The 25,854-nt window shown below is 57.5% G+C and carries 25 protein-coding genes; 17 read left to right on the top strand and 8 right to left on the bottom strand.

The features are described from left to right. Nucleotides 1–337 precede the first annotated feature (337 nt). Nucleotides 338–502: a hypothetical protein gene (locus A6M21_RS18860; RefSeq protein ID WP_161486109.1), complete on the top strand. Its 165-nt coding sequence runs from the start codon at nt 338–340 to the stop codon at nt 500–502. Between the two features lie 183 nt (nt 503–685). On the opposite strand, the gene A6M21_RS17290 is transcribed toward A6M21_RS18860, so the two are convergent. After that, nucleotides 686–1,390, bottom strand: coding sequence for a DUF421 domain-containing protein (locus A6M21_RS17290; RefSeq protein WP_066671796.1), 705 nt, complete (start codon nt 1,388–1,390; stop codon nt 686–688). A 222-nt stretch (nt 1,391–1,612) separates the two neighbouring features. Between A6M21_RS17290 and A6M21_RS17285 the strand changes: the two genes are divergently transcribed. The 11 genes from A6M21_RS17285 (at nt 1,613) to A6M21_RS17235 (ending at nt 12,647) form a co-directional block, all read left to right on the top strand. After that, nucleotides 1,613–2,542 carry an HpcH/HpaI aldolase/citrate lyase family protein gene (locus A6M21_RS17285; RefSeq protein ID WP_078060855.1) on the top strand — a complete coding sequence of 310 codons (930 nt, stop codon included), beginning with the start codon at nt 1,613–1,615 and terminating at the stop codon, nt 2,540–2,542. 192 nt (nt 2,543–2,734) lie between these two features. Continuing rightward, complete coding sequence (locus tag A6M21_RS17280) at nt 2,735–3,535, top strand: basic amino acid ABC transporter substrate-binding protein (protein ID WP_151192001.1); 801 nt, start codon at nt 2,735–2,737, stop codon at nt 3,533–3,535. A 72-nt stretch (nt 3,536–3,607) separates the two neighbouring features. After that, on the top strand, nt 3,608–4,282 hold the full coding sequence (locus tag A6M21_RS17275) for an amino acid ABC transporter permease (RefSeq protein WP_066671793.1): 675 nt from the start codon (nt 3,608–3,610) through the stop codon (nt 4,280–4,282). Then, a complete protein-coding gene (locus A6M21_RS17270) occupies nt 4,269–4,991 on the top strand; it encodes an amino acid ABC transporter ATP-binding protein (RefSeq protein ID WP_066671790.1) in 723 nt (240 codons plus the stop codon). Before A6M21_RS17275 ends, A6M21_RS17270 begins: the two co-directional genes overlap by 14 nt. Before the next feature lie 180 nt (nt 4,992–5,171). Beyond that, entirely contained in the window at nt 5,172–6,116 is a 945-nt protein-coding gene (locus A6M21_RS17265; RefSeq protein ID WP_066671823.1) for an MBL fold metallo-hydrolase, read from the top strand. 375 nt (nt 6,117–6,491) lie between these two features. Continuing rightward, nucleotides 6,492–7,697, top strand: a complete 1,206-nt coding sequence (locus tag A6M21_RS17260) for an ABC transporter substrate-binding protein (protein WP_066671787.1) — start codon at nt 6,492–6,494, stop codon at nt 7,695–7,697. Between the two features lie 73 nt (nt 7,698–7,770). Beyond that, on the top strand, nt 7,771–8,643 hold the full coding sequence (locus tag A6M21_RS17255) for a branched-chain amino acid ABC transporter permease (protein ID WP_066671785.1): 873 nt from the start codon (nt 7,771–7,773) through the stop codon (nt 8,641–8,643). Between the two features lie 6 nt (nt 8,644–8,649). Next, on the top strand, nt 8,650–9,534 hold the full coding sequence (locus A6M21_RS17250) for a branched-chain amino acid ABC transporter permease (protein WP_066671778.1): 885 nt from the start codon (nt 8,650–8,652) through the stop codon (nt 9,532–9,534). 9 nt (nt 9,535–9,543) lie between these two features. Next, nucleotides 9,544–10,314: an ABC transporter ATP-binding protein gene (locus A6M21_RS17245; RefSeq protein ID WP_066671776.1), complete on the top strand. Its 771-nt coding sequence runs from the start codon at nt 9,544–9,546 to the stop codon at nt 10,312–10,314. Then, nucleotides 10,311–11,021: an ABC transporter ATP-binding protein gene (locus A6M21_RS17240; RefSeq protein WP_201721925.1), complete on the top strand. Its 711-nt coding sequence runs from the start codon at nt 10,311–10,313 to the stop codon at nt 11,019–11,021. The genes A6M21_RS17245 and A6M21_RS17240 overlap by 4 nt, the downstream gene beginning before the upstream one ends. A 12-nt stretch (nt 11,022–11,033) precedes the next feature. Continuing rightward, the gene (locus tag A6M21_RS17235) at nt 11,034–12,647 is read left to right on the top strand and encodes a sigma-54 interaction domain-containing protein (protein ID WP_066671773.1); all 1,614 of its coding nucleotides are present in this window, start codon (nt 11,034–11,036) and stop codon (nt 12,645–12,647) included. 158 nt (nt 12,648–12,805) lie between these two features. On the opposite strand, the gene A6M21_RS17230 is transcribed toward A6M21_RS17235, so the two are convergent. The 7 genes from A6M21_RS17230 to A6M21_RS17200 form a co-directional block, all read right to left on the bottom strand. Beyond that, a complete protein-coding gene (locus A6M21_RS17230) occupies nt 12,806–14,620 on the bottom strand; it encodes a sigma-54 interaction domain-containing protein (protein ID WP_066671765.1) in 1,815 nt (604 codons plus the stop codon). Nucleotides 14,621–14,646: 26 nt separating this feature from the next. Then, nucleotides 14,647–16,194 carry an L-glutamate gamma-semialdehyde dehydrogenase gene (gene pruA / locus A6M21_RS17225; RefSeq protein WP_066671763.1) on the bottom strand — a complete coding sequence of 516 codons (1,548 nt, stop codon included), beginning with the start codon at nt 16,192–16,194 and terminating at the stop codon, nt 14,647–14,649. A gap of 150 nt (nt 16,195–16,344) precedes the next feature. Continuing rightward, nucleotides 16,345–17,487, bottom strand: coding sequence for an NAD(P)/FAD-dependent oxidoreductase (locus A6M21_RS17220; protein WP_066671761.1), 1,143 nt, complete (start codon nt 17,485–17,487; stop codon nt 16,345–16,347). Continuing rightward, nucleotides 17,480–17,758, bottom strand: a complete 279-nt coding sequence (locus A6M21_RS17215; protein WP_066671759.1) for a (2Fe-2S)-binding protein — start codon at nt 17,756–17,758, stop codon at nt 17,480–17,482. The genes A6M21_RS17220 and A6M21_RS17215 overlap by 8 nt, the downstream gene beginning before the upstream one ends. Beyond that, on the bottom strand, nt 17,751–18,257 hold the full coding sequence (locus A6M21_RS17210; protein ID WP_066671818.1) for a 4Fe-4S dicluster domain-containing protein: 507 nt from the start codon (nt 18,255–18,257) through the stop codon (nt 17,751–17,753). Before A6M21_RS17210 ends, A6M21_RS17215 begins: the two co-directional genes overlap by 8 nt. 18 nt (nt 18,258–18,275) lie before the next feature. Beyond that, entirely contained in the window at nt 18,276–19,367 is a 1,092-nt protein-coding gene (locus A6M21_RS17205; protein ID WP_066671757.1) for an NAD(P)/FAD-dependent oxidoreductase, read from the bottom strand. Then, nucleotides 19,351–19,668 carry a (2Fe-2S)-binding protein gene (locus A6M21_RS17200; RefSeq protein ID WP_066671755.1) on the bottom strand — a complete coding sequence of 106 codons (318 nt, stop codon included), beginning with the start codon at nt 19,666–19,668 and terminating at the stop codon, nt 19,351–19,353. The genes A6M21_RS17205 and A6M21_RS17200 overlap by 17 nt, the downstream gene beginning before the upstream one ends. A 424-nt stretch (nt 19,669–20,092) precedes the next feature. Here A6M21_RS17200 and A6M21_RS17195 point away from each other — a divergent pair, with 424 nt between their 5' ends. The 5 genes from A6M21_RS17195 (at nt 20,093) to A6M21_RS17175 (ending at nt 25,851) form a co-directional block, all read left to right on the top strand. After that, nucleotides 20,093–21,778: a nucleoside kinase gene (locus A6M21_RS17195; RefSeq protein WP_078060853.1), complete on the top strand. Its 1,686-nt coding sequence runs from the start codon at nt 20,093–20,095 to the stop codon at nt 21,776–21,778. A 312-nt stretch (nt 21,779–22,090) separates the two neighbouring features. After that, nucleotides 22,091–23,326 carry a lysine 2,3-aminomutase gene (gene kamA, locus A6M21_RS17190; RefSeq protein WP_066671752.1) on the top strand — a complete coding sequence of 412 codons (1,236 nt, stop codon included), beginning with the start codon at nt 22,091–22,093 and terminating at the stop codon, nt 23,324–23,326. Then, nucleotides 23,319–24,182, top strand: a complete 864-nt coding sequence (gene ablB, locus A6M21_RS17185; protein ID WP_066671750.1) for a putative beta-lysine N-acetyltransferase — start codon at nt 23,319–23,321, stop codon at nt 24,180–24,182. The genes kamA and ablB overlap by 8 nt, the downstream gene beginning before the upstream one ends. Nucleotides 24,183–24,355: 173 nt before the next feature. Continuing rightward, on the top strand, nt 24,356–25,135 hold the full coding sequence (locus tag A6M21_RS17180) for an ABC transporter substrate-binding protein (protein WP_066671749.1): 780 nt from the start codon (nt 24,356–24,358) through the stop codon (nt 25,133–25,135). Nucleotides 25,136–25,194: 59 nt separating this feature from the next. Further along, nucleotides 25,195–25,851 (top strand): amino acid ABC transporter permease, encoded by a 657-nt coding sequence (locus tag A6M21_RS17175; RefSeq protein ID WP_066671747.1) that lies wholly within the window; start codon nt 25,195–25,197, stop codon nt 25,849–25,851. The last annotated feature ends 3 nt before the right edge of the window (nt 25,852–25,854 follow it).

The raw sequence follows: 25,854 nt of genomic DNA, 5'->3' as shown, positions 1-25,854 counted from the left end.
CAAATGGGTCCACCCCACGGACTGCCGCTCTTGATTTTTGTCCGTCCCTTCCGCTGGTACGGGAAGGCCGTTCGTTTTCCGGCCGGCGTCCGCTTTGGCAAATGGTTTTCTACGCATTTTTGACCACCTTGTTTTTTTGACATCACTCATTAAAACATATTCGATGTGCCATAAAATGGTTACAAAACGCACTCAATGCCGTATTATGGCCCGTGCCGCATCATCCGGCGGCCGGGCCGTGTTTTTGCGCCTTGAAACAACCGGCGCTCTTGTAACCATTTTTTACAATCCGAATATGATAAAAAAGCAAGCAAAATAAAAAGTGAGGGGGGTTAAAATGCCTCAGCAGGATGGCGTCCGGAAAACAAGGGATGATGTGCAAACCGAAGGGGGAAAGAAAGTGCAGGGTGGATTTGCATTTGACGGCGGGTTTTTCTTCATCTTCATCATCCTGATTCTTTTCTTCTTCATGATGCCCTGCGGATTCAACGCGGCCAAGTAAAGCACGGCATTACAATAATTAGAAGGAGGAATAATCATGCAAGCTGACGGTTTCTTTGATGGTCCGTTCATTCTTTTCCTGGTGCTTATCCTGCTCGTCTTCGGCATGGGTTTCTGGAACTAAATAACACAGGCCGGGCGGCGCCGCGCGAGTTCTTTGCGCGGCGCCGTTTTGCGCGCCCTTTTACACCGGATTGCGGCGGCCGGCCGCCTCCTCCGGCCGTGCGGCCTCATTGATAAACAGGCGTCCGTCGGTGCCCAGTACGGCCAGGAAGACGGATCCGGTATCCAGTCCGGATTCCGCCAGGCGTTCCCGCAGCCATTTTTCGTCCAGGCCGGCCAGGCGCAGGTTGTCCTTGAGCACCTGTCCGTCCATCACCAGCACGGTGGGCAGTCCTTCATAGCCGGTGGACAGCCCGAGATCTTCCGGGGTGACCGGCCTTTTTTGTGATTTCGGAATAATGCTCAGCCGGCCGGAAGTTTCCAGTACGCCGAATTCCACGTCGCCGATGTTCACCACGCCCTTTTCCCGCAGCTGGGCGAGCAGATCATTTAAATTGTAGCGGGCGTGGCGCAGTTCACGCTTGATAATGTGACCGTTGCGGATCACCACCTGGGGCTGGCCGTCCAGTATCCGCCGCAGGCAGGGGCTGTAAAGGGCGGCGTAGCTGAGCAGCACCTCCAGCACGGCCAGGGTGAGCAGGGGAATGACGCCTTCCCAGATCGGCATGGCGGTGGACTCCATCGGGATGGCGGCCAGTTCGGCAATGATGATGGCCACCACAAAATCAAAAGGGGACAGCTGGCCGATTTCCCGCTTGCCCATCAGGCGCACGACGATTAATACAATCAGGTAAATCAAGACGGTACGATAAATAACGGCAAACATGGACAACACGCTCCTGAACAGGTAGTTTCACCGGGAAAAAGGCCGGCTTATGCAGTCAAGACGAAGGAAATTTTTTGTTTGCCGCGGCCGGCGACGGCAGGACAGGTTTGTTCCGGGGGAGAATAAACTTTATTGATCCGTCCGGACCGGTGCGGGCCGGCTTCGCGCCCGGCCGGGCGGCAAAGCGGAAACTGAAGCGGGAAGAATAACCGGGGGTGTATTATGTCTGAACAGTACATTGTGCCGGAGCAGCGGGCGGGCCGGGAGAATCAATCCGGAGGCGGGCGGTTTTACCGGACCATGCTCTTTGTGCCCGGGGACGATATACACAAGTGCAACAAAGCCTTTAATGCCGGGGCGGATGCGGTGATCCTGGATCTGGAGGATGCAGTGGCGCCGGAGCGCAAGGCCGCGGCGAGGGAAACGGTGCGGGAGTTGTTGCAAAATCCGCCGCCCCTGCCGGTCTTTGTCCGGATCAATGCGGCCGGCACGCCTTATATTCTGGCCGACATGCGGGCGGTGGCGGGATTGCCGGTGCGCGGCCTGATGCTGGCCAAGGCCGAATCAGCTGAGGAGGTGCGCCGGGTGGACTGGCTGGCAGCATTGTTTGAAGCGGAGGCCGGCCGCCCGAACGGCGCACTGAAGCTGATCCCGTTCGTGGAAAGCGCCGCGGGCATCCTGCGGGCCGGGGAAATTGCCGCCGCCTGTCCGCGGGTGGCCTGTCTGGCCTTTGGCGGCAACGACTATACCATGGATACCGGCGTGGATTATTCCCGTACGGGGGAAGAGCTGTATTTCGCCCGCAGCAAACTGGCGGCCGCTTCGGCGGCGGCCGGCATCCTGCCGCCTCTGGACACGGTCAATCCGGATTTCCGGGACGTTCCGGCTTTGGTGGAGGACGCGCAGCGGGCCAGGAGGCTGGGATTTCAGGGTAAAATGGTCATTCATCCGGCCCAGGTGGCGCCGGTAAATGAAGTATTTTCTCCTTCCGCGGAGGAACTGGCCCGGGCCGGGAGGATAGTAGCGGCATTTGACGCCGCCCGGGAGCAGGGCCGCGGGGTGATCCAGGTGGACGGACGGATGGTGGAACTGCCCATTGTGCGGCGGGCCCGGCGGATTATTTCCCTGGCCGGCGGCGGGGGGGAAGAATAATCAGCATCCCAATCCCGGTTTTTCCCCGGGCAGGATTTTTTGTGTGGGCGTCGAAATGTCTTGAGGTCCCGGTTAATGTTTTATCAAGCGCCGTCCCGGCGACGGTAGCCTGCGAAACGGGAATACGGGAGGTGGTGCGTAAGAGTTGACAGGCGCCTTTAATCTTTAGATAATTGAAGGAGGTAGACAGTTTTGCGTAAATGGCCCGTTCTGATCGTGGCTCTGGTATTTGGTTTGATGGTTGCCGGCTGCGGCAACTCCGGCGGCGGCAAGACGGCCGGCAACACCGCCGGCGGCGGAGCCGGCACGGCACAAGAAATTAAAGTGGCTGCCGACACCACTTTCCCTCCCTTTGAGATGGAAGAGAACGGCAAAGTGACGGGATTTGACATCGAGCTGATCAATGCCATTGCAGCCAAGGAAAATCTCAAGGTGAACATGCAGACCATGGATTTTCAGGGTTTGATACCCGCCCTGCAGACCGGCACCATTGATGTGGCGGTGGCCGGGATTACCATCACCCCCAAGCGGGCGGAAATGGTCAATTTTTCCAAGCCTTACTATCATTCCGGCCTGTCCATCCTGGTCAAGAAGGACAGCACCATTAAAGGCCTGGCGGATTTGAAAGGCAAGACCGTGGCCGTCAAACTGGGCACGACCGCCGATTTGATGATGTCCAAGGATAAGAGCGTGAAGGTGAAGCGGTTCAACAACATTGATGACGCCTACAACGAACTGCAAAACGGCGGTGCGCAGGCGGTCATCTTTGACAATCCGGTCAACCAGAATTACATCAACACCGGGCATAACAACGTGAAAGTGGTGGGCGGCCTGCTCACCGGCGAGGATTACGGCATTGCGGTAAGCAAAAAGGATCCGGAGTTGCTCAAAAAGATCAATGATGGCCTGGACAAGCTGATCGCCAGCGGCGAGTACAAGCAACTGTACACAAAATATTTTAAATCGGACGAAAGCGGGTTAATTAAAAAATAACTTTCTTTCGAGCGCAGCCACGGCTGCGCTCGTTTGAGGATAGCAACGGCACGCGGGAAATGAGGCGAAAAGATGAGCTTTTATGCTATTGTGTCGGCGGCCATGCCCCAGTTGTTATACGGGGCCAGGTTGACCATTTTGTTTTCCATTGCCGCCATTATTATGGCCACCATACTGGGGCTGATTTTTGCCCTGTTCAAATTGTCCCCGTTCAGTGTTCTGCGGAAAATTGGCGAGGTTTATGTGCATATATTCCGCGGACTGCCCCTTTTGGTGGAAATCTTTTATATTTATTTTGCCCTGCCCATGGTTTTGCCCATGCACAAATGGTTCGATCCCTATTTTGCACCGGTGGCCGGCGCCATTGCCCTGGCCTTGAACGAAGGTGCCTACATCACGGAAATCGTCCGGGCCGGCATTTTATCCGTCGACCGGGGCCAGACCGAAGCCGCGCTCAGCATCGGCATGAACGGTTTTCAAACCATGCGTTTTATTGTTTTGCCCCAGGCCTTCAAACGCATGATTCCCCCCCTGGTCAACCAGTTTATTCAAACGATCAAGGACACCTCTTTGTTGTCGGCCATTTCTTTGAGCGAATTGACCCGGCAGGGACAGATTGTTATATCCACCACCTTCGCTTCCCTGCAGATTTGGACGGCGGTGGCCGTGATTTATCTGGCCGTCATTCTCAGCCTGACCGCCCTTTCGAGCTATATGGAAAGAAGGTTTCAGATTGATCAGCGTTAAAAACATATCCAAACATTTTGGCCGCCATCAAGTCTTGAAAGATATCTCGCTGGAGATAGCCCCCCGGGAAGTGGTGGTAATCATCGGCCCGTCCGGCTCGGGGAAAAGCACCTTTTTGCGCTGTCTCAACGGGTTGGAAGTTGTTACGGAGGGCCGGATTGTGATTAACGGGGTTGAAATCACTCACAGCAAAACCAACCTGAGCTTGGTGCGCAAGGAAGTGGGCATGGTTTTTCAGCGCTTCAACCTTTTTCAACACCTGTCGGTTATGGAGAATATCACCATTGGTCCGCGCCAGGTGCTCAAAATGAGCAAGGTGGAAGCGGAGCAGCGGGCGCAGGCCCTCCTGGAGAAGGTCGGTTTGAAGGAAAAGGCGTACTCCTATCCCGACCAGCTTTCCGGCGGGCAGCAGCAACGGGTGGCCATCGCCCGGGCACTGGCCATGAATCCGATTGTAATGTTGTTTGACGAACCAACCTCGGCGCTGGATCCGGAGATGGTGGGGGAAGTGCTGGCGGTGATGAAGGATCTGGCCCGGGAAGGCATGACCATGGCCGTGGTCACTCATGAGATGGGCTTTGCGCGGGAAGTGGGCGACCGGGTGCTGTTTATGGACGAGGGCTGCATCCTGGAAGAGGGGGCACCCGGCCAGTTGTTCAACAACCCGCGGGAGGAAAGGACCCGTTTGTTCCTGAGTAAAATCCTGTAGTCTTTCTTTTGCAAACAAAGCGCCTTTCTCCCGGCGCCGGCGTCCGGTCGCCGGTATGGTGCGGTGCGGTGCCGGAACGGTCCGTGAAAAGAAAGAGCAGGAAAGTTAATGTTGCCGGTCGAACAAAACAGAAAGGCCATTTATTCCTTTCAATCACCGGATGCAGATAGGGGGAAAATTATGTCCGTTGTTGATCTGGGAGCGGGGATCCAGCAAATTGATGTTTATTACCAGGGCTTGCCGGAACGCATGGCTTTATATCTGGTCCGGGGTGAAAAGACAGCGCTGGTGGAAACCGGACCGGCGCCCGGTACCAGTCATATATTAAAGGCACTGCCGGAGTTGGGGCTGGCCCCGGAACAGGTGGATTACATTATTTTAACGCACATTCACCTGGATCATGCCGGCGGCGCCGGGGTGCTGACCGAACACCTGCCGCGGGCCAAAGTGCTCGTCCACCCCCGGGGCTTGCGTCATCTGGCCGACCCCGTCCGCCTGGTGTCCGGGGCCAGGGCAGTTTACGGCGAACGTTTCGATGCCCTGCTCGGTGAGGTGCGGCCGGTGCCCGCCGATCGCCTTTATGCGTTGTCCGACGGGGAAACCCTGGATCTGGGCGGCGGGCGGGTTTTCACCTTTTATCACACGCCCGGTCACGCCCGCCATCACATGATCGTTCATGATCCGTTCAGCGGCGGCATTTTTGCCGGTGACGCCCTGGGATTGCGCCTGCCGGACTTGAGCCGGGCCACCGGTTATGATTTTGTCCTGCCGTCCACCACGCCGTCGGAATTCGATCCCCTGGCGGCGGAAGCAACCTTTGACCGGGCCAGCCGTTTAAACGCCCGCTACATCTTCTTCGCCCATTTCGGCCGGGCCGGCAACGTGCCGGCGATTCTGGCCCGCAACCGGGATCTGGTGACGGCGCAAACGATCATCGGCCGGCGTGTGCTTGCTTCCGGCGGCTCGGTGCGCAATTTGGAGGAAAGTTTGTCCGAGCTGTTTTTGCCCGAACTGCTGCTTCACGGCATTGACCGGGAACATCCCCTGTTCCGGGGTTTGGCCGCTGAGCTGAAGTTAAATGCGCTTGGGATTGTTCACTACCTGCAGCGGGAGGGCAAGAATTGAACGCCTGAAATTTGAACAGTGGAAAACGTTATTGACAGTCTGGTTGCACAGGGATAAAATAAAAAAGGTTGTATGAATATTAGCTTGTTTCACCGTCCGGCGGTGCTGCCGGCCGGTTGAAACGGGTCGGGGAAGATCCGGGAAGCCGTTTGAAATACGGCTGTAGCGGGTCTTTTATTTGTTTGTGTGCAAGATATTGGACAAAAAAATTTTCGTTGTCCGGTTGGCGGAAAAAGGTTTTTGACAATTGGACAGCGAATAATTAAACACATGTTTCAGGCAATTTTCAGAAAACGGAGGGGGTGGAAATGAATAAGAGGTACATATTTTTTAGTTGAACAAGCAATCAAAAGAAGATCGAAGGAGGAGGAAGGCTTGAAAAAGTTCCGTGTAGCAATAATCTTGATCAGCGTACTGCTGGTCGCCGCTCTGGCGGCCGGGTGCGGCAGCAAGCCGTCCGGCCAGTCCGGTGCCGGCGGTAACGCCGCCTCCGGCGGGGACACCATCAAGATCGGCTTTATGGGCGCGCTGACCGGCAGCGAGGCCAGTTACGGCATTGAAACATTGAAGGGCATGAATATGGCGGCCGGTGATCTGAACAAGGCTGGCGGCGTGCTGGGCAAAAAGATTGAGATTGTACAGTCCGATCACGGCAGCCAGCTCAGTCAGGCGGCGGCCGTGGTACAGAAGATGATCAGCCAGAACCACGTGGTGGCCATTGTCGGCGACCCCACCACCGGCAAGACCAAACTGGCCGCCCCCATCTGCCAGCAGAATAAAGTGGTCATGCTGTCCGCCGGCGCCGTCGGTCCGGGCGTGGTGGAAATCGGCGACTACATTTTCCGGGACACCCTGCTGGACTCGGTGGCCGCCCCGGCGGTAACCAAATATCTGGTTAACGATCTGGGCTGGAAGAAGGTGGCGTTGGTCACCTCCACCAACAACGACTACAGTGTCGGTCTGACCAAGATCTTTGAAAAGGCGCTGGCTGACAACAAGGCCACAATTGTGGACCGTGAAAGCATCCAGGATGGCGACAAGGACTTCAGCGCCCAGGTGACTAAAATCAAACAGTCTAATCCGGACGGGATTATTTTTACCGGTTATTACACCGAAGGCGGTCTGTTTATGAAAGAAGTGCGCCGGCAGGGCATGAATTTAAAAATGGCCGGCGGTGACGGCATGCTTTCCCCCGTACTTTGGAAACTGGGCGGTCAGGCGGTGGAAGGCAGCATGGTTTACACCGGTTTTGCCGCCGACCCGGCCAACGCGGCGCCGCAAACCAAGGAATTCATCAAGAAATACCAGGCGGCCAATGACAACAAACTGCCCGACATGTTCTCGGCCCAGGGATACGATGCGGTGATGCTGCTGGCCAGGGCCATGAAGGATGCCAACAGTATCGATCCCTCCAAATTCAAGGATACTCTGGCCCAGACCAAGGACTACAAGGGCGTTTCCGGCAACATCACTTTCCTGCCCAACCGTGAGCCGGTGAAGAGTCCGGTTTACCTGCTGGAAGTGAAGAACCAGCAGTTTGCGATCAAGAAAGTGATTCCGACCGCGGCGCCCACCGAGTAAAGCGGATAACAGACCGGCCGGCGTTGACGGCCGGCCGGTCCGGTCCCAATATTTCCGGACGGAGGAAGACAATGTGTTAATTCAGCAAATCATTAACGGCCTGACCCTGGGAGCTACATACGCCCTGATCGCCCTCGGCTACACCATGGTTTACGGTATCATTCAGCTGATCAACTTCGCCCACGGCGACATTTTTATGATCGGTGCCTTTATCGGAGTGGCCGCGGCTTCTATTTTCTTCCACAACTTTTTTCTCATCCTGATAGCGGCCATGCTGGCCTGCACCGTGCTCGGGGTGACCATCGAACGGGTGGCCTACCGCCCGCTGCGCCGGGCCAACCGCTTGAACGCCTTGATTTCCACCATCGGCGTATCCATTTTTCTGGAAACATTTATGACTGTTTTCAAGGGTCCCCAGCCGATCGGATTTCCGCACGTATTGAATAACGCCACCTATAGATTGGGGCATACGGAGTTTTCCAGCATTCAGATCATTATTTTGCTGGTTTCCATATTATTGATGGTCGGCCTGCAGGGGATTGTCAGGTACACCAAAACTGGCAAGGCCATGCGTGCCGCGTCGGAAGATTACGATACGGCCAGTTTGATGGGTATCAACATCAACCGGGTGATTTCCTTTACGTTTGCCATCGGTTCCGCGCTGGCGGCCGCCGGCGGCGTGCTGGTGGGTATTTATTTCAATTCCGTGGATCCCTATATGGGCGTGATGGTCGGCCTGAAGGCGTTTGTCGCCGCCGTGCTGGGCGGCATCGGCAATATTCCCGGGGCCATGCTGGGCGGAATGATCCTCGGTTTGGCCGAGGTGTTCGGGGTGGCGGCCGGTTTTTCATCCTATAAGGACGCCATTGCTTTTACGCTTTTAATTGTCATTTTACTGGTCAGGCCGACCGGCTTGCTGGGACGACCGCTGCAGAGGAAGGTGTAACAGACTATGGAAAACTGGCTGGCCGGGCTGATCAATCCTTATTACGAGCAAGTGCTCATGATGGTCGGTATTTATATCATTGCCGCCCTGGGGTTGAACCTGATCACCGGGATGTGCGGGCAACTCTCTTTCGGACACGCGGCGTTTTTAAGCATCGGCGCCTATACGGCGGCAATCATGACCAGGAACCTGCACCTGCCGTTCATCCCCTGCGTTTTCGCCGGCGGTCTGATGGCCGCGCTGTTCGGCGCCCTGCTGGGTCTGCCGGTGCTCAAGTTGACCGGGGATTATTTGGGTATTGCAACGCTTGGTTTTGGTGAAATAGTGCGCGTGGTTTTCACAAACCTGAAAATTACCGGGGGCGCCATCGGTCTGGCGGCCATCCCCCGCGATACAAATCTGATAAATGTGCTTGTATTCGTAGTGTTAACCGTCTGGGCCATGTCCTACCTGCATAATTCCCGCTTCGGACGGGCACTCGCGGCTATCCGGGAGGATGAGATTGCGGCGGAGAGCATGGGCATCAACGCCATGTTCTACAAGGTGCAGGCTTTTGCCCTGGGCTGTTTCTTCGCCGGGATGAGCGGCGCTTTTTACGCCCACCTGTTGCAGTACCTGAATCCCAGTGATTTTGGCTTCGCCCGTTCTTTTGACATTTTGAATTTTGTGGTGCTGGGCGGCCTGGGCAGCATTCCCGGCGCCATCGTCGGCACGGCGGTGCTTACCCTGGCCCCGGAATTTCTACGTTTCGTGGCCCAGTACCGGATGATGATTTACGGCGCCCTGCTGGTGCTGATGATGATCTTCCGGCCCAACGGTCTGCTGGGTGGGGTCGATTTTCGCCGCTTGCTACGCCGGCGCAGGCAAAAAGCGGCCGTTGCCGGCAACTAGGAGGTCATTATGGCTAATATACTGGAATTGAAGGGGATTACCATCCGGTTCGGCGGTTTGATGGCGGTGGACGATGTAGACCTGGTCATTGAGGAAGGGGAGATCCGGGCGCTGATTGGTCCCAACGGGGCCGGCAAGAGCACCATTTTCAACCTGGTCACCGGCATCTACCGGGCCACTGCCGGAGAAATCCTTTTCCAGGGACGGAAAATAAATGGTTTCAAGCCGTACCGGATCACCGCCCTGGGCATTGCCCGCACTTTCCAGAACATCCGCCTGTTCGCCAATCTGAGCGTTTTGGACAACGTCAAAATCGGCCGGCACTGCCGTACCAGAGCGGGGGTTTTCGGTGCCCTGACCTCGCCTCTGCCGGCGGTGCGGGCTGAAGAAAGGGCGATTACGGAGCGCGGGCTGGAACTGCTGAATCTGATGGAGTTGGCTGCCAAAAGGGATGAACTGGCCCGCAACCTTTCCTACGGTGAACAAAGGCGCCTGGAAATCGCCCGCGCCCTGGCCAGCGAACCCGGCCTGCTCCTGCTGGACGAACCGGCCGCCGGAATGAACCCGCAGGAAAAACAGACCCTGTTGAAAATGATTCAACGCATTCAGGAAATGGGGATTACCATCTTTTTGGTTGAACATGACATGAAGTTTGTGATGAATTTGTCCCACCGGGTGGCAGTGCTCGATTACGGCAAAAAAATCGCCGACGGCACGCCGGCCGAAGTGCAGCAGGACCCGGCGGTAATTGAGGCCTACCTGGGGAAGGACGTGGATTGACCGTGCTGGAAGTACATGACCTGTCCGTGGCTTACGGAGTGATCGAGGCTTTAAAGGGCATCTCGTTTGCAGTTGAGGAAGGGGAAATCGTTTCCCTGATCGGGGCCAACGGCGCCGGTAAAAGCACCACCCTGCGCACCATTTCCGGCCTTTTGCGTGCCAAAGGCGGCCGGGTCGCATATAAAGGGAAAGAAATCGGCAAGCTGCCGCCGTACAAGATAGTTGAACTGGGTGTGACCCAGGTGCCGGAAGGGCGGCGGGTGTTCACCCGCATGAGTGTGCTGGAGAACCTGGAAATGGGCGCTTATACCTGCCGGGAACGGGGCGGGGTGAAAGCCGGATTAAAGCGTGTATTCGCACGTTTCCCGCGTCTAGCCGAACGCAAAAACCAGCTGGCCGGCACCTTGAGCGGCGGTGAGCAGCAAATGCTGGCCATGGGCCGGGCATTGATGTCCCGGCCGGAAATCCTGCTGCTGGACGAACCTTCCATGGGCCTGGCCCCCCTGTTGGTAAAGGAAGTATTCTCCATCATCAAGGAAATCAACGCCGACGGTACCACCATTCTGCTGGTGGAGCAGAACGCGCACATGGCCCTGTCCATTTCCGGACGTGCCTACGTATTGCAGACCGGGGAGATCATTTTGTCCGGTTCGGCATCTGAATTGATGCAGCATCCGGAAGTGAAAAAAGCCTATCTGGGAGATTAGCGGGAGATGCCTATGTATCTGGAGAAAAAATTGCTGGTGCGGGATTTTCTGGCCCCCCCGCCGCCGGGGGAGGAATTGAATACATATGCACGCCGGGGGGCGGAGATCCTGGATCAGCACATCCTGGGCCTGATTCCATTTCTGCGCGAGCACAACGTGGCGGTTGCCGGTGACGACGGCCGGGTAACCGGCGTGCTGGTGCTGGAAAAAGTGGTGGAAAAGCTGGTCGAGTTCATCCGGGACAGCGAAGCTGTGCTTTCCAGCGTACTGGGCGCCACCGACGATGTGATTTGCGCGATCGATCACGAGGATACGGTGATCGGATGGAACCGCAAGGCGGAGTTGCTTTACGGCATCAAACCGACGGATATAATCGGCAAAAGCATTCACAATTTTTTCACCAACCTGGTGGTTACCCGGGTGAGCCGGGAGGATTGCGAGGTCTATGCCGAATACCACCAGCCCTGCCAGGACACCCACGTGCTGATCAACGCCGTGCCCATCCGCCGGGGCGGCCGCATTATCGGCGGCATATCGGCGGAGAAGGATGTCACCGAGGTCATTCAGCTCAACCGCGCCCTGTCCCGGGCCAGCTACCAGGTCAAAGCGCTCAAGGAGGCCATTCAAAAGAACGAACTCAAGAATGTGGATCCCTTCAGCAAGATGTACGGGCACCACAGCCGCTTGAAAGACGTGGTTGATCTGGCCCGCCGTGCCGCCCCCACCGACGCCACAGTGTTGATCCGGGGTGAAAGCGGTACGGGCAAGGAAATCCTGGCCCGGGCCATTCACGAGGCCAGCGACCGGGCGGGCAAGCCGTTTGTGGTGGTCAACTGCGGAGCTATCCCGGCCGATTTGTTTGAAAGTGAAATCTTTGGTTATGAACACGGCGCTTTTACCGGGGCGGGACTGAAGGGCAAGCCGGGCCTGCTGGAGATGGCCAGCGAAGGGACCATTTTTCTGGATGAGATTGGTGAACTGCCGCCCAACCTGCAGGTGAAGCTGCTGCGGGTGTTGCAGGAACGCGTCTTTTACCGGGTGGGCGGCTCCCGTCCGGTAAGCGTAGACATCCGGGTGCTTTCCGCCACCAACCGGCAACTGGAGGAGATGGTGGCCTCCGGCGAATTCCGGGAGGATCTCTATTACCGGTTGAATGTGATCAATATCGAAATGCCGCCCCTGCGGGAGCGGCGGGCGGATATTCCAGAGCTGATCTATCACTTCCTGCAGGGCTACTGCCAGCTTTACGGCAAGGAAATCAGCAAAGTGGAACCGGGGGTGATTGCCGCCCTGATTTCCTACGCCTGGCCGGGTAACGTGCGGGAGTTGAAAAATACGGTGGAGCGCATGGTGGTGCTGGCGGAAGGTCACATGATCACGGAAAAGGATCTGCCCAAGTATTTGCAGGAGCACGCGGTAAACTTCAAACCGCGGGAAGAAAACCAGCCCCACCTGGCCGCAGCTGCCGAGCAGACGGAACGGGAGGTTATTTTAAAGGCGCTGCAGGAAGCGGGCGGCAACCGGACTATGACCGCCCGGCTGCTCGGTGTGCCGCGCAGCACTTTATACTACAAAATGAACCGCCTCGGTCTGATGAAAGGTAAAAAACGCTGGCAGCGGGGTTAGCCCGCACTCCCCTGCCATTTCCCGCCGCTTTGCCGTCACCGGGACGGACTTAATAGCAAGGCGCTTTTGGGGGGACCGGATATATGCAAAAAACGTCCGCACTGACAGAACCGTCCAGGCAATTTTGCGGTGTTTTTTGCTTTATCCGGCTTTTTTCTTCATCTGATCATAATCGTGCCCCGCGTCTGGCGGGGAGTCAAATTGTACCGGGAAATCTTGCGGTAAATGGTGGCCCGGCTGATGCCCAGCACGCGGGCGGCCTCCGACTTGCCCTGTTCCGTCCAGCCGAACTGTTCCAGCGCCTGGGCGATGGCTTCCTTTTCCATTTGCTCAATGGTCTGCCACCGGTTTTGATTGTGCGCAATTTCCGCCGGCCGGCGGCCGGCTTCCCGGATGTGGACGGGCAGGCTGGCCGGTGCGATGAATTCGCCTTCTTCCAGGTTGACGGCGTATTCCACGGCATTGATCAGTTCGCGCACATTGCCCGGCCAGCTGTAATCAAGGCAGGCCCGCCGCGCCGGAGCGGCAAAGCCTTTGATTCCCTTGTTCAGCAACGTGCTGTAATGGCGGCGGTAGTGTTCCAGCAACAAACCGGTGTCCCCGGGGCGCTCTCGCAACGGCGGGATGGTCAGGGGGATTACGCTCAACCGGTAATAAAGATCGTCCCGGAAATGCCCGCCGGCAATCATTTCCGACAGATTGCCGTTGGTGGCGGCGATGACCCGGATATCCACCGGGATCAGCCGGCTGCCCCCGACGCGCTCGATCTGCCGCTCTTGCAGCACGCGCAGCAGCTTGGCCTGCAGGTACAGGGACATGTTGCCAATTTCATCCAAAAAGATGGTGCCGTGGTTGGCCAGTTCAAACTTGCCCGGCTTGCCGCCCCGGCGGGCGCCGGTAAAGGCCCCTTCCTCGTAGCCGAACAGCTCGCTTTCCAGCAGGGTTTCCGGGATGGCCCCGCAGTTGATGGCCACAAAGGGTTTGTTATGCCGCGGGCTGGCGGCGTGGATGGCCCGGGCGAAAATTTCCTTGCCCGTGCCGCTTTCCCCGGTGATCAGCACGGTGGAGTCGCTGCCGGCGATTTTGGCCGCCCGTGCTTTCAGTTCCAGCATGGCCGGGCTTTCCCCGACAATATCGGCCAGGGTAAGCGCTTTCTGGGCGGACATGATTTCATAGGCCAGCTTCTGGGTTTCCCGGAAGTCCCGGGCGGAAGCGACCACGCCGGCCGGCCGGCCGCTGCTGTCCAGAACCGGTTTGACTGTCACGAGCAGGTGCAGTTTCCGCCCCCGGGCGTGGACGAAGCATTCCCGGGCGGCCGTACCGTTTACGCCGTGCATTGCCTTGAGCAGGGGCAGGCCGGTTAAATGCTCCTCCAGCGGCCGGTTCAGGATTTCATCTTTCGGGATGTGAAACATGCGTTCGGCGGAAAGGTTGAAGTGGGTGACCAGGCCGTTGCCGTCCACCGCGATTACCCCTTCGTCAACCGCATTCATAACCGCGTTCACCTGACCGGCCATGATTATTTTTTCCGTCATGGCCTCCTGCTCCTGCACCTTGCTTCCGATCAAATCGGCCATGCGGCCGATGAATTCCATCAGTGAATCAATGCGGCTGCACAGGGTGGATTTTTGTTCCCCGTTAAAGGCAATCAGGCTGATAGTGCCGGCGATGGTTTCCCCGGCCATCACCGGATAGACGATGCAGGACTTGTAAAAGCAACTGCCGGTCAAGGGACAGGACCGGCAGATGGCATGGTATCCCGCTTCCTGGATGAAGATGGGCCGGCCGTGTTCCAGTACATGTTTGTTCACCAGCCCGCGCTGCAGACGGGAACCAACGTCGTTGCGCACCTTGCCCGTGCCGGCCACCCGCACCAGGTCGAGGTCGATCACTTCGACCTCGACCCCCAGGGCGGCGGCAATGGCCCCGGCCACCCGCTGGCAGTCTGTCTTGACCTGTGCCAGTCTGGACATCTGATCACGCCCGCTTGTGATATTTTTTAAAACCGTTCGGCAATCGATTTGGCCTGCATGAACAGCTTCAGATAGTCGCGGCCGCCGGCCTTGGAGTTGGTGCCCGAAAGGTTGAAGCCGCCGAAGGGCTGCACGCCGACCAGGGCGCCGGTGCACTTGCGGTTCAAATACAGATTGCCGACATGGAATTCACGCCGGGCCTGTTCCAGATGGTTACGGTTGCGGGAGTAAACGCCCCCGGTGAGTCCGTAGTCGGTGTTGTTGGCGATGGCGATTGCTTCGTCGAAGTCTTTGGCCTGGATTACGGCCAGCACCGGGCCGAAAATTTCCTCTTGCGCGATGCGCGCGGCGGGGGAGACGCCGGCAATCACCGTGGGCTGTACGAAATAGCCCCGGCTGTCGTCGCCCGTGCCGCCGGTGAGCACTTCCCCCTCCCGACGGCCGGTCTCAATATAACCGGTAATTTTTTTGTATGAGGCGGCGTCGATCACCGGTCCCACACTGGTGCCCCACTCCTCCGCCGGTCCCACTTTGAGCTGTTTCACCCTTTCCACCAGTTTTGTCAGCACCGGTGCATAAGCCTCCCCGGTTACAATCAGCCGGGAGCAGGCCGAGCACTTCTGGCCGGAAAAACCGTAGGCGGAAGTGACCGCGCCGGCCACCGCTTCATCCAGGTCGCAGTCCGCGTCGATGATGATCGCATCCTTGCCGCCCATTTCGGCGGCCACCCGTTTGATCCAGCGCTGGCCGGGGGCGGTCTGCGCCGCCAGGCGGTTGATGTGCAGGCCGGTATCTTTTGAGCCGGTGAAGTTGATGAAGTGCACCAGCGGGTGACCGGTCAGGAAGTCGCCGATGTCGGCGCTGTTGCCGGGCAGGTAATTGATCACCCCGTCCGGCAGGCCCGCTTCCCGCATCACTTCCATGAACATGGCCGCAATCACCGGCGTGTTGCTGGACGGCTTCAGGATCACTGTGTTTCCGGCCACCACCGGTCCCACGGCTGTGCCGGTCAAAATGGCCAGAGGGAAGTTCCAGGGGGGGATGACCACACCCACGCCCAGGGGGATGTACTCCAGGGTGTTTTCTTCACCCGGGTAGGCGGTGACCGGTTGGGGGGCGCCCAGACGGATCATTTCGCGGCCGTAGAATTCCAGGAAATCAATGGCCTCGGCGGTGTCCGCATCGGCCTCCGCCCAGGGCTTGCCGGCTTCCAGCACCATCCAGGCGGACAGCTCGAATTTGCGCCGGCGCATGATCGCCGCCGCCTTGAACAGATAGCGCGCCCGGGCTTCCGGCGGCACCAGCCGCCAGCTCGTGAAGGTTTGGGCGGCCGTTTGCAGCGCTTTTTCGGCCAGCGCCCGGTCCGCCCGGGAGACCTGTCCGATCACTTCGTCGTGCTGTGAAGGGTTGTACGAAACAATTTTTTCTCCTGTATGGATTTCCTCGCCGCCGATGAGCAGGGGGTAGGTACGGCCCGTGCGCTCACGTACCGCGGCCAGGGCGGCGTTCATCCGCCGCCGGTTTTCCTCCCGGGTGAAGTCGGTCAACGGCTCATTGACGAAAGGGATAAACATGGTACACAGCTCCTTTCCTTGGGATTATGGAAATGATTGCTCTTGAAGGCGGCGGCCGTACCAGAGAAGCGGGTTTCCACGCTCCGTTAAAAAACACGGTCACCGGCCTTTTTCTTCCAGCGGTTGCGTTTAAAAAAACATGGCCGTTGTTTAAACTACCGATGGCTCGATGAACAGTTCGCCGGTGGAGAAGCGGGACAGGCTGAACATGTCGATGGGCAGGCTGGTAGGCTTGCCCAGAATGCATTCGGCCATCAACTGGCCGGTCATCGGCGCGATCATGAAGCCGTGCCCGGAGAAACCGGCGGCCACATAAAAACCGGGCAATTCCGGTACTTCACCGAGCACCGGCTGGCGATCCGGGCTCATGTCGTAAACGCCGGCCCACTGCCGGACCACGCGGGCGTTTTTGAGCACCGGCAAAAGGCGTACGGCTTTTTCGGCCATCTGCATCAGAAACTGCCAACTGGATCCGGTATTGTAGCCCCGCGGTTCATTGGGGTCCCCCAGGCCCATGATGAAGCTGCCGTGGGGGGACTGCTGGCAGTAGATGTTGTGGTAGAAGCACATCACCATCGGTCCGAGCGCGGGCTCCACCGGTTCGGTGACCAGAATCTGGTGCCTTTCCGCCTGCACGGGCAGATCCAGGCCAACCAGGCGCCCGATGCCGGCCGCATGCCCGCCGGCCGCATCGACCAGCACCGGCGCCCGGAAATCGCCCGCCGGGGTGACTACGGTTTTAATGCCGCCATCCAGACGGATGTCCTGCACCGGTGTATAGGTGTGAATCTCGACCCCCAAACGCCGCGCCGCCCTGGCATAGGCGTCCGTCACCTTGAACGGATTGGCGTGGCCGTCCTTTTCGTAAAAGGTGGCTCCCAGCAGCCCGCCGGTATTCAAGAAGGGGACGATTTCCCGCGCTTCCCGGGGAGTGACCCAGCGGGCGCCGATGCCCAGGCTTTTTTGCAGGGCCAGGTTTTTCTTGAACTGGGCTTCCATCTTGGGCGTGTAGGCCAGGATTAAATAGCCTTCCTGTTTGATTTCCACCCCGCCCGGGTAGTCCAGTTCTTCGGCCAGCTGTTCCAGTTTGGCCACGGCATGCTTGGCTAAAAGGCAGTTGGTCCTGGTGCCCCACTGCTGACGAAATCCGGCGCCGCAGCGGCCGGTGGCCCCGGAGGTGAGATAGCCCTTTTCCAGCAGGGCCACTCTGGTGCAGCCGGATTTGGCCAGATGGTAGGCGATGGAGCAGCCGGTGACCCCGCCGCCGATGATGAGCACGTCAAAATTAAGCATCCTTTTCCCCTCCTCCGGCCAGCGCGCCCAATTTCAAGGGAATTACCGGCGGACGGAAAGTGGGCAGCTTTATTTCCGCCATTTTTTGCCCGGTGGCCGCGGCCACCTCCCGGGCGATCAGCGGCTGGCAGGTGCGCCCCTGGCAGGGGCCCATACCGCAGCGTGTCAACCGTTTGATTTCATCCAGGGTGTGCGCCCCGTCAGCAATCAACTTTTGAATCTCCTCTTTGGTCACGTCCTCGCACCGGCAGATAATGATTTGATCAGCCAATTGACTCACCTCTTTCGGGTATCCGGCAGTGGCGCACTTCCATGGCCATTGTCCTAGGTACGGCCAGCCAGATCACGGCCGTGTGATCCATTTTTTCCCCGGCGGTTACTTTGACCACCCGGGCCGTGCAGACCGCCTCTCCGGACCGGTTCACGCCGGCCACCGTCTGTCCCGGCGCGGGCAGGGGAAGAAACTCATAAGGTATTTTCACCAGCGCTTCCGTATCGCTGTAGGTATAGTCCAGCACGAACAGGGCCAGGCCGGGGCAGCGGGCGATACACAGGCCGCAGCCGTTGCACCGGTCGTGGTTCACCACCGGGGTGTCGTTGATATCTTGAAAGGGCAGGATGGCCCCCTGTTTGCAGGTATGCATGCAGGGATCGCAGGGGATGCGTTGAAAACACTCGGCCATCACCACCGGCCCTTTGGCCAGCCGCTCCGGGGAAGGCATTTTGGCGGCCAGGTCCGCCGCCGTGGGAATTCCGTCTGTTGCCAGCATTTTGATCACCTCCGCCAATCAGCCGGCCAGCACTTGCGCCAGTCCGGCACGGATTTTTTCACCCGCCGGGCCGGAACGCAGGGAATGGAGCTGTTGTTGCAAAGCGGCGCGCCTGCTTTCAAAATCGGGCTGTACATAGCCCAGGCCACGGGCGGCATGCAGGCCGGCCAGCGCGCCCTCCACCATGGCCGCCGAGGCCTCTTCCACCCCGGCCGCGTCCCCGGCCACGTACACGCCCGGCATGCTTGTTTCCAGTTCAGCGTTGCGCACGGGCACATGGCCGCCCAACTGGGGCGCATAAACCAGGCGGCAGCCGGCCTGGGCCAGCAGTTCGACCAGCGGGGACAGGCCCACGGACAGGCAGATGGTGTCCACGGCGAAATCCTTTTCCGTACCCGGCACCGGTTGTCCGTTTTCGTCCAGTTGCCAGATTATTGCGCCGGCCAGTTCCCGTTCGCCGTAAGCGCGCTTGACGGTATGACCGGTATAGATGGGCACTCCCGCCCGGCGCACTTTGGCCGCATGCACCCAGTAGGCGCCGATGCGCGGGGCGGCTTCCACAATGGCCGCCACCGCCACCCCGGCCTGGAGCAGCTGATAGCTGACGATCACGCCGATATTGCCGGCGCCGACCATGAGCACCCGCCGGCAGGGCAAGACGCCGTAGACGTTGACCATCGTCTGCACCGCACCGGCGCCGTAGATGCCGGGCAGGTCGTTGTTGGGGAAGGCCAGGCTTTTTTCCGCCGCCCCGGTGGCCACGATGACCCGGGATGGTTTCAGGTAAAAAATCCGGCCGGCCTGTTCCACGCCCAGTACGCCGTCTTCATAGAAGCCGAAAACGGTGGCCGCGGACATTACCTCGATATTCGGATGGGCGGCGGCGGCGCCGGCAATTTCCCGGGCGATATTGACGCCCCGCTCGGAAGCGTGATGGGCGCGGGAACCAAAGAAGCGGTGGGTCTGCTTGACCAGTTGCCCGCCCGGCTTTTCGTTGCGGTCGATGAGCACCACCCGGGCGCCGGCCGCGGCCGCTTCCAACGCCGCGCACAGGCCAGCCGGGCCGCCGCCCGCCACGGCGATTTCCACAAACCTAATGTTCTGCGGCATAAAGAACTCCCTTTCCTTTCTGGCTCTCCACCACCATGCCCGGACGCAGCTTTTCCACGCAAATACGCACGTTGGGCTCGCCGTTTACCGTCATCAGGCAGGAAGAACAGTTCCCGATGGCACAGAAAAGACCGCGCGGCCGGTGCAGCACGGGGCTTTCCCGCATTACCCGCACGCCGGCGGCGGTCAGGGCGGCGGCGATGGTTTCGTTGGCGAAGCCCTCGTACTCTTTGCCGTCAAAGGTGAACTTAACTTTTTCCCCGCGCTGGAATTCAAGCACGGGGTGTTGCTGGATGCGCATGAGCAAGGCCTCCTGTATCAGGTTGTGCATGCAGCTCTAATAATGAAACAAGCGGACCGCCGGATGAAGAAACCGGTGCGGTGAACGTATTTCATTACGGGCCGGAGCATGAACGAACCGGGCGGACGCCGGGAATATTCCACCGCGTCCCGGCCCCGGACGGCATGCGGATACGTGACTGTTCATCTGGCTAATGAAGGTGCAAAAAACATACCAGGACACCGGGCCGGGTATGGTCTGAAAACGGCGGTGCGAAAAGCTTTCTGTGTGCAATCTGTTGTACAGACTGTTTGGACACTTAGACAGATATTTTTGATTGGGAAAGGATATTCACCCGGCACTGTTCGCAAAACAGGCAGGGAATCAACGATCAATCCCGAAGAATATAATATATGGTACATCTTTTTACCGGAGGGATTGCAGCATGGAAACAGCCGCACTGGAAAAAAACATTCCCGACAGCATAGCTGTAGACCTGGCCGGTGTGGGGAAAATATTGTTGCCCGGGGGAACACCGGCTTTAAACGTCTTGTCATATGACCGGCAGCGGAAATTACCCGCCCTGGGCGTTAAAGTAAACAATGCTTTAAAGGACCTGCGCTTTAAGCTGGAAAGCGACTGCCGGCTTGAGTTTGTGGATTACGGCAGTGAAGACGGCCGGCGTATTTACGTGCGCAGCCTGATCATGTTGCTGGTGCGCGCCGCCAGTGAAGTTTTCCCCGGCTCCGCGGTCTCGGTGAAACATTCCCTGGGCAACGGCATTTACGGCGTGATCAAGCTCGGCCGGGCGTTGCGGGAACAGGATATTCGCCAGATTGAAGAGCGCATGCGGGAAATCATTGCCGCCTCCGAACCCATTGTCCGGCGTCGCCTGCATAAGGACGAAGTGATTAAATTGCTCATGGCCTCGGGCCAGGCGGAAAAGATCGATTTATTGAAATACCGTCATTCCCATGAGGTGGACATCTACACCTGCGGCTGGTTTCACGATTATTCCTATGGGCCGATGGTGCCCGATGCCGGGTTGCTGAAGACATTCCGCCTGCGCTTTTACTTGCCCGGATTTATCCTGGAATTGCCCCGGGAAGACAATCCGGATGTGATTCCGGAATACGTGGAGCAGGGCAAGCTGGCCAACGTTTATTTCGAGGCGGACAAATGGGGCAAGGTGCTGGATGTGCGCAGTGTGATCTCCTTGAACAAGGTGTTGCAAAGCAGGGGGGCGCCGGAGTTAATCCGGGTGGCGGAAGCTTTCCACGAGAAAAAGATCAGCCAGATTGCCGATTTGATTGCGGCCAATATCGATCGTATCCGCATCGTACTCATTGCCGGCCCGTCTTCTTCCGGCAAGACCACCTTCGCCCAGCGCCTGGCCACACAACTGCGGGTGAACGGCATTCATCCGGTGCCCATCTCCCTGGACAACTACTTTGTGGACCGGGATAAAACCCCCCTTGACGAGAAGGGGCATTACGATTTTGAAAGCCTGGACGCCATTGACCGGGTTCTGTTCAACGATCACCTGATTAAGCTGATCCAGGGCGAAGAGATCGAGCAGCCTTATTTCAATTTCAAAACCGGCCGGCGGGAATTCCGCGGTGAGTTGCTCAAATTGCAGGAAACCGACCTGATTGTAGTGGAGGGCATTCACGGGTTGAATGACAAGTTGACCAGTTCCATTCCCCTGGGCCGTAAATTCAAAATTTACATCAGCGCTTTAACCCAGCTCAACCTTGACGTCCACAACCGCATACCGACCACCGACCTGCGCATCATCCGCCGTATTGTGCGGGACTACCGGTGCCGCGCCCATTCGGCCCGCGATACCATTAAAATGTGGCCGTCGGTGCGGCGGGGGGAGGAGAGGAACATTTTCCCCTTCCAGGAAAGCGCCGATGTGATGTTCAATTCGGCACTGGTTTACGAACTGGCCGTCTTAAAGGAAGTGGCCGACCCTTTGCTGGCGGAAATTGCGCCCGGTTTTCCCGAACACTCGGAAGCACGCCGGTTGCGTGAATTTTTGAGCTACTTTGTTTCCATCAACGCCGATGATGTGCCGGCAAACTCAATCATCCGGGAATTCATCGGTAACAGCTGTTTTCTGGATTGATCCGGAAGCGACGGGTCCGGCCGGAATATATAACCGGTTGGACCCCGTTTTTTGAGCATAACAAACAGCCAACCCGGTTGCCTTATTGGCAAGCCGGGTTTTTTGCCGGCGTGAAAATGAAAGAAAAATATGTTTTAACCAGGCTGGGCGGTTAAAAATGAAAAAATTCCGTTTTTTAAGGCGTTATGGAAATAAATTGCTATTTGCTATTAGCAACCCCTGGTGATATAATAAGTTGTCTGGAGAGACAACTTAATTATTATTATTAAGTTGACTGTTATGAATTGACATGGTATTTCGAGGAGGGATGTTATGAGAACGGAACTGCGTAAATTATGGCCGGTTACGGAGCAGGAGTGGAACGACTGGCGCTGGCAGTTGAGCCACCGCATTACCGGCGTGGAGGAACTGTCCCGGATAATTGGTCTTACCGGCAGGGAAAAAGAGGGCATTGAAGCCTGTCTGAAAAGATTCCGCATGGCAATTACACCATATTATGCCTGCTTGATTGATCCTGATGACGTCAATTGTCCGGTAAGGATGCAGGCTGTGCCCCGTCCGGAGGAACTGCGGCGGACACGGGGGGATATGCGGGATCCGCTAGATGAGGAGGGCGACTCTCCCGTCCCGGGGCTGACCCATCGCTATCCGGACCGGGTGCTTTTCCTGGTCACCGGCTGCTGCTCCATGTATTGCCGGCACTGCACCCGCCGGCGGTTGGCCGGGCAGCGGGACGGCGCTATGCCCAAAAGCCGGGTGGACCGGGCCATTGCTTATATCAAGGGCAACCCGGCGGTACGTGATGTGCTCATTTCCGGGGGTGATCCCCTGACCTTGACTGATCAGCAGTTGGAATATATTTTACGTAAACTGCGTGCCATTGAACATGTGGAAATTATTCGCATCGGCACCCGGACTCCGGTTGTTCTGCCCCAGCGGATTACACCGGAGCTTTGCGCCATGCTGGAAAAATATCACCCCCTGTTCATCAATACCCATTTCAATCATCCGCGGGAAATCACGCCGCAGGCAAAAGAGGCCTGCGCCCGTCTGGCCGGGGCCGGTATTCCCCTGGGCAACCAGTCGGTGCTCTTGCGGGGGATCAACGACCGGCCGGAAGTGATGAAAAAACTGGTGCAACAGTTGTTAAAAATCAGGGTGCGTCCGTATTACCTGTATCAATGCGATCTGTCCGAAGGGATCGGACATTTCCGCACGCCGGTGAGCACGGGCATCGAAATCATTGAAAACCTGCGCGGCCACACCAGCGGCCTGGCCGTACCCAATTTTGTCATTGACGCCCCGGGTGGCGGCGGGAAGATCCCCCTCGGTCCCAATTATGTTTTGTCCTGGGGACGGGGGAAAATTGTTTTACGCAATTTCGAAGGGAACCTTTATCTTTACACCGAGCCCGGTCCTCATGAGGACGGCCTCATAGCCGCCGGCGGCGGGGTGGCCGGACTGCTGCGCGGCAAAACGGTTAAGATCAGCACCGGTGACGGGAGTGTGTCTTATGCCGGGGGAAAGGAGGCGCCGGCGCATGGATAAACAGTTAAAGCACCGGGCGCCCGGATTCCGGGTGTCCGCCTGTCTGGACCGGACCAGCGAACGCCTCTGGGTAACCGGTTATGAAGCCGGTGACCCGGCGGCACTGCGCGATTTTTTAAAACAGCTGGCGATAAGCGAAGGACTGGGTAAAATTATCCTGCCCGTCAGGCCGGAAGATTTAAACCGCTTGCAGGGGGACGGATTTAAACTGGAAGGAACAATTGACGGTTATTTCCAGTATGACGACGGGCATTTCCTGGCCGCCTTCCCCCGCGCGGAGCGGAGTTACTCCCCGGCTTTGAGCCGTCAGCGCAAAATGCTGGCCGAAATCCGCGGCCGCAAAAGTTTCCGGCCGGTCAAGTCACCCCCCGGTTTTACTCTGCGCCGGGCCGGCAGCCGGGATATTCCAGCCATGGCCGCTGTTTTCCGGCGCGTATTTGCCACCTATCCGGCCCCGGTTTACGATCCGGGCTACCTGGCCGGTGCGATGAACAAGGGCGATTTGTTCATGGTCTTTTACCATGGGCGGCGGTTGGTCAGTGTGGCGGCCGCCGAGATTGATTCCTGCCGGCAACGGGCTGAACTGACCAATTGCGCCACTGATCCCGCTTTCCGGGGCATGGGGCTGAGTACGCTGCTGCTGCGACAAATCGAAAGGGCGTGCCTGGACGCACGAATCGGCTGTCTGTACAGTCTGGCCCGCGCCTCATCGTTCGGGATGAATCTGGTCTTTCACCGCCTGGGTTACCGGTTCGGCGGTACATTGATTAACAACTGCCATATCGCCGGCGATTTTGAGGACATGAACATCTGGGTGCGGCCGGCGGCGGAAAATGTGTCCAGCGCCGCATTATAAAATTTTACACGGTTAAACAGGCAACTTTAACTCGATTTTAGGTTGTCTGGAAAGGGTTAATAGTTTAAAATGATTGTTAATCAAGACTGTCAGTGAGGGTAACTTATCTGCAGGAACATGCCGGAGGTAAGGAAGTATTTAATCATTCAGTTAAAAATTAAGGAGGGGGTTAAGTGGGTAAAAGAAAGTGGCTCCTTTTAATTTCAGGTATTTTCCTGGTGGCGGCGCTGGTGGCCGGGTGTGGTTCCGTTACCGGCAAGGCTGCCAACACGGCCGCCCAAGACACATTTACTTATGCCATGTCCGGACAGTACCGGCCCTTCAACTATTATGACAGCAACAAGCAGTTGACCGGCTTTGACGTGGAAATCGGCAAAGCGCTGGCCGAAAAAATGGGCATGAAGCCGGAACCCAGGGCCATGCCCTGGGAAGGTCTGATCAGTGCTTTAAAGGCCAAAAAATTTGATGCCATTCTGGGCAGTATGACCATCACCCCGGAACGGGAAAAGGAAGTGGCCTTCTCCGATCCGTATTATATTTCCGGCCCGGAGCTGTTTGTACGCAAGGATTCTTCGATCAAGAGCATCAAGGATATCAAAAAAAACACGCCGGTAGGCGTGCTTATCTCCAGTGTTTATGACAAGGAAGCCCGGCAATATTCAAATAATGTCAAGAATTATACCAGTGACATCACCGCGCTGCAGGATTTGTCCCACGGCCGGGTGGACGCAGTGATCACCGACCGGTTTGTGGGCCGGATGGCGGCCGGGGAACAGAAACTGGATATTAAGCCGGTAGGCGGTCTGATTTTTGTGGAAAGGGTTGGTATAGCCTTCCGCAAGGGAGATCCGCTGCGGGAAAAAGTGAACAAGGCACTGGCGGAAATCAAGGCCGACGGTAATTATCGCCAGATCAGTGAAAAATACTTTAACACCGATATCAGCAAACCCTAAATGACATCATTCCGGCGGGGTGCGCCGCCGGGCGCACCCCGGACGGGAGGAAGGCAAAAATGCGTTTTATTCATTATTTCACCGGTTCAATACACTTTTTTCTGCAGGCGGCTTTGTTGACGCTGGAACTGACTGCTGCGGCACTGGCCATGGGTACGGTGATCGGACTGATCTTCGCTCTGATGAAAATATCCGGGCGCAAACCGTTGCGCTATATCGCCGATATCTATATCACCGTCATTCGCGGCACGCCGCTCATTGTGCAACTTTTTGTCATTTACTTCGGGTTGGCCTCGGTTGTGGATTTCGGCAGTTTCTGGTCCGCCGCCATTGCCCTGGCCATCCATAACGGAGCCTATATAGCCGAAATTTTTCGCGCCGGTATCCAGTCCATCGACCGCGGGCAAGCGGAGGCGGCCCGTTCCCTGGGCATGAACTATAAACTGACCATGCGGCGCATCATCCTGCCGCAGGCTTTTAAACGGATCATTCCCCCGCTGGGCAACCAGTTCATTATCGGATTGAAGGATTCGTCCATGGCTGCTTTTGTCACCGTGCCGGAACTGTTTGGGGTTGCCATGCAGTTGGCTTCCAACCACTTTGCGGATTTGCAGTTTTATTCCATTGCCGGACTGTATTATCTGGCCCTGGTGCTTATGTTCACCCTGCTGGTCAACTGGCTGGAAAGGCGGCTGCAGGTTGAAAAAATACAGTAAGTC

The sequence above is a fragment of the Desulfotomaculum copahuensis genome, assembly GCF_001655685.1.
Lineage (GTDB): Bacteria > Bacillota > Desulfotomaculia > Desulfotomaculales > Desulfovirgulaceae > Desulfotomaculum_G > Desulfotomaculum_G copahuensis.
Note: the sequence above shows the minus strand (reverse complement) of the source record. Positions and strands in the feature narration are given on the sequence as shown.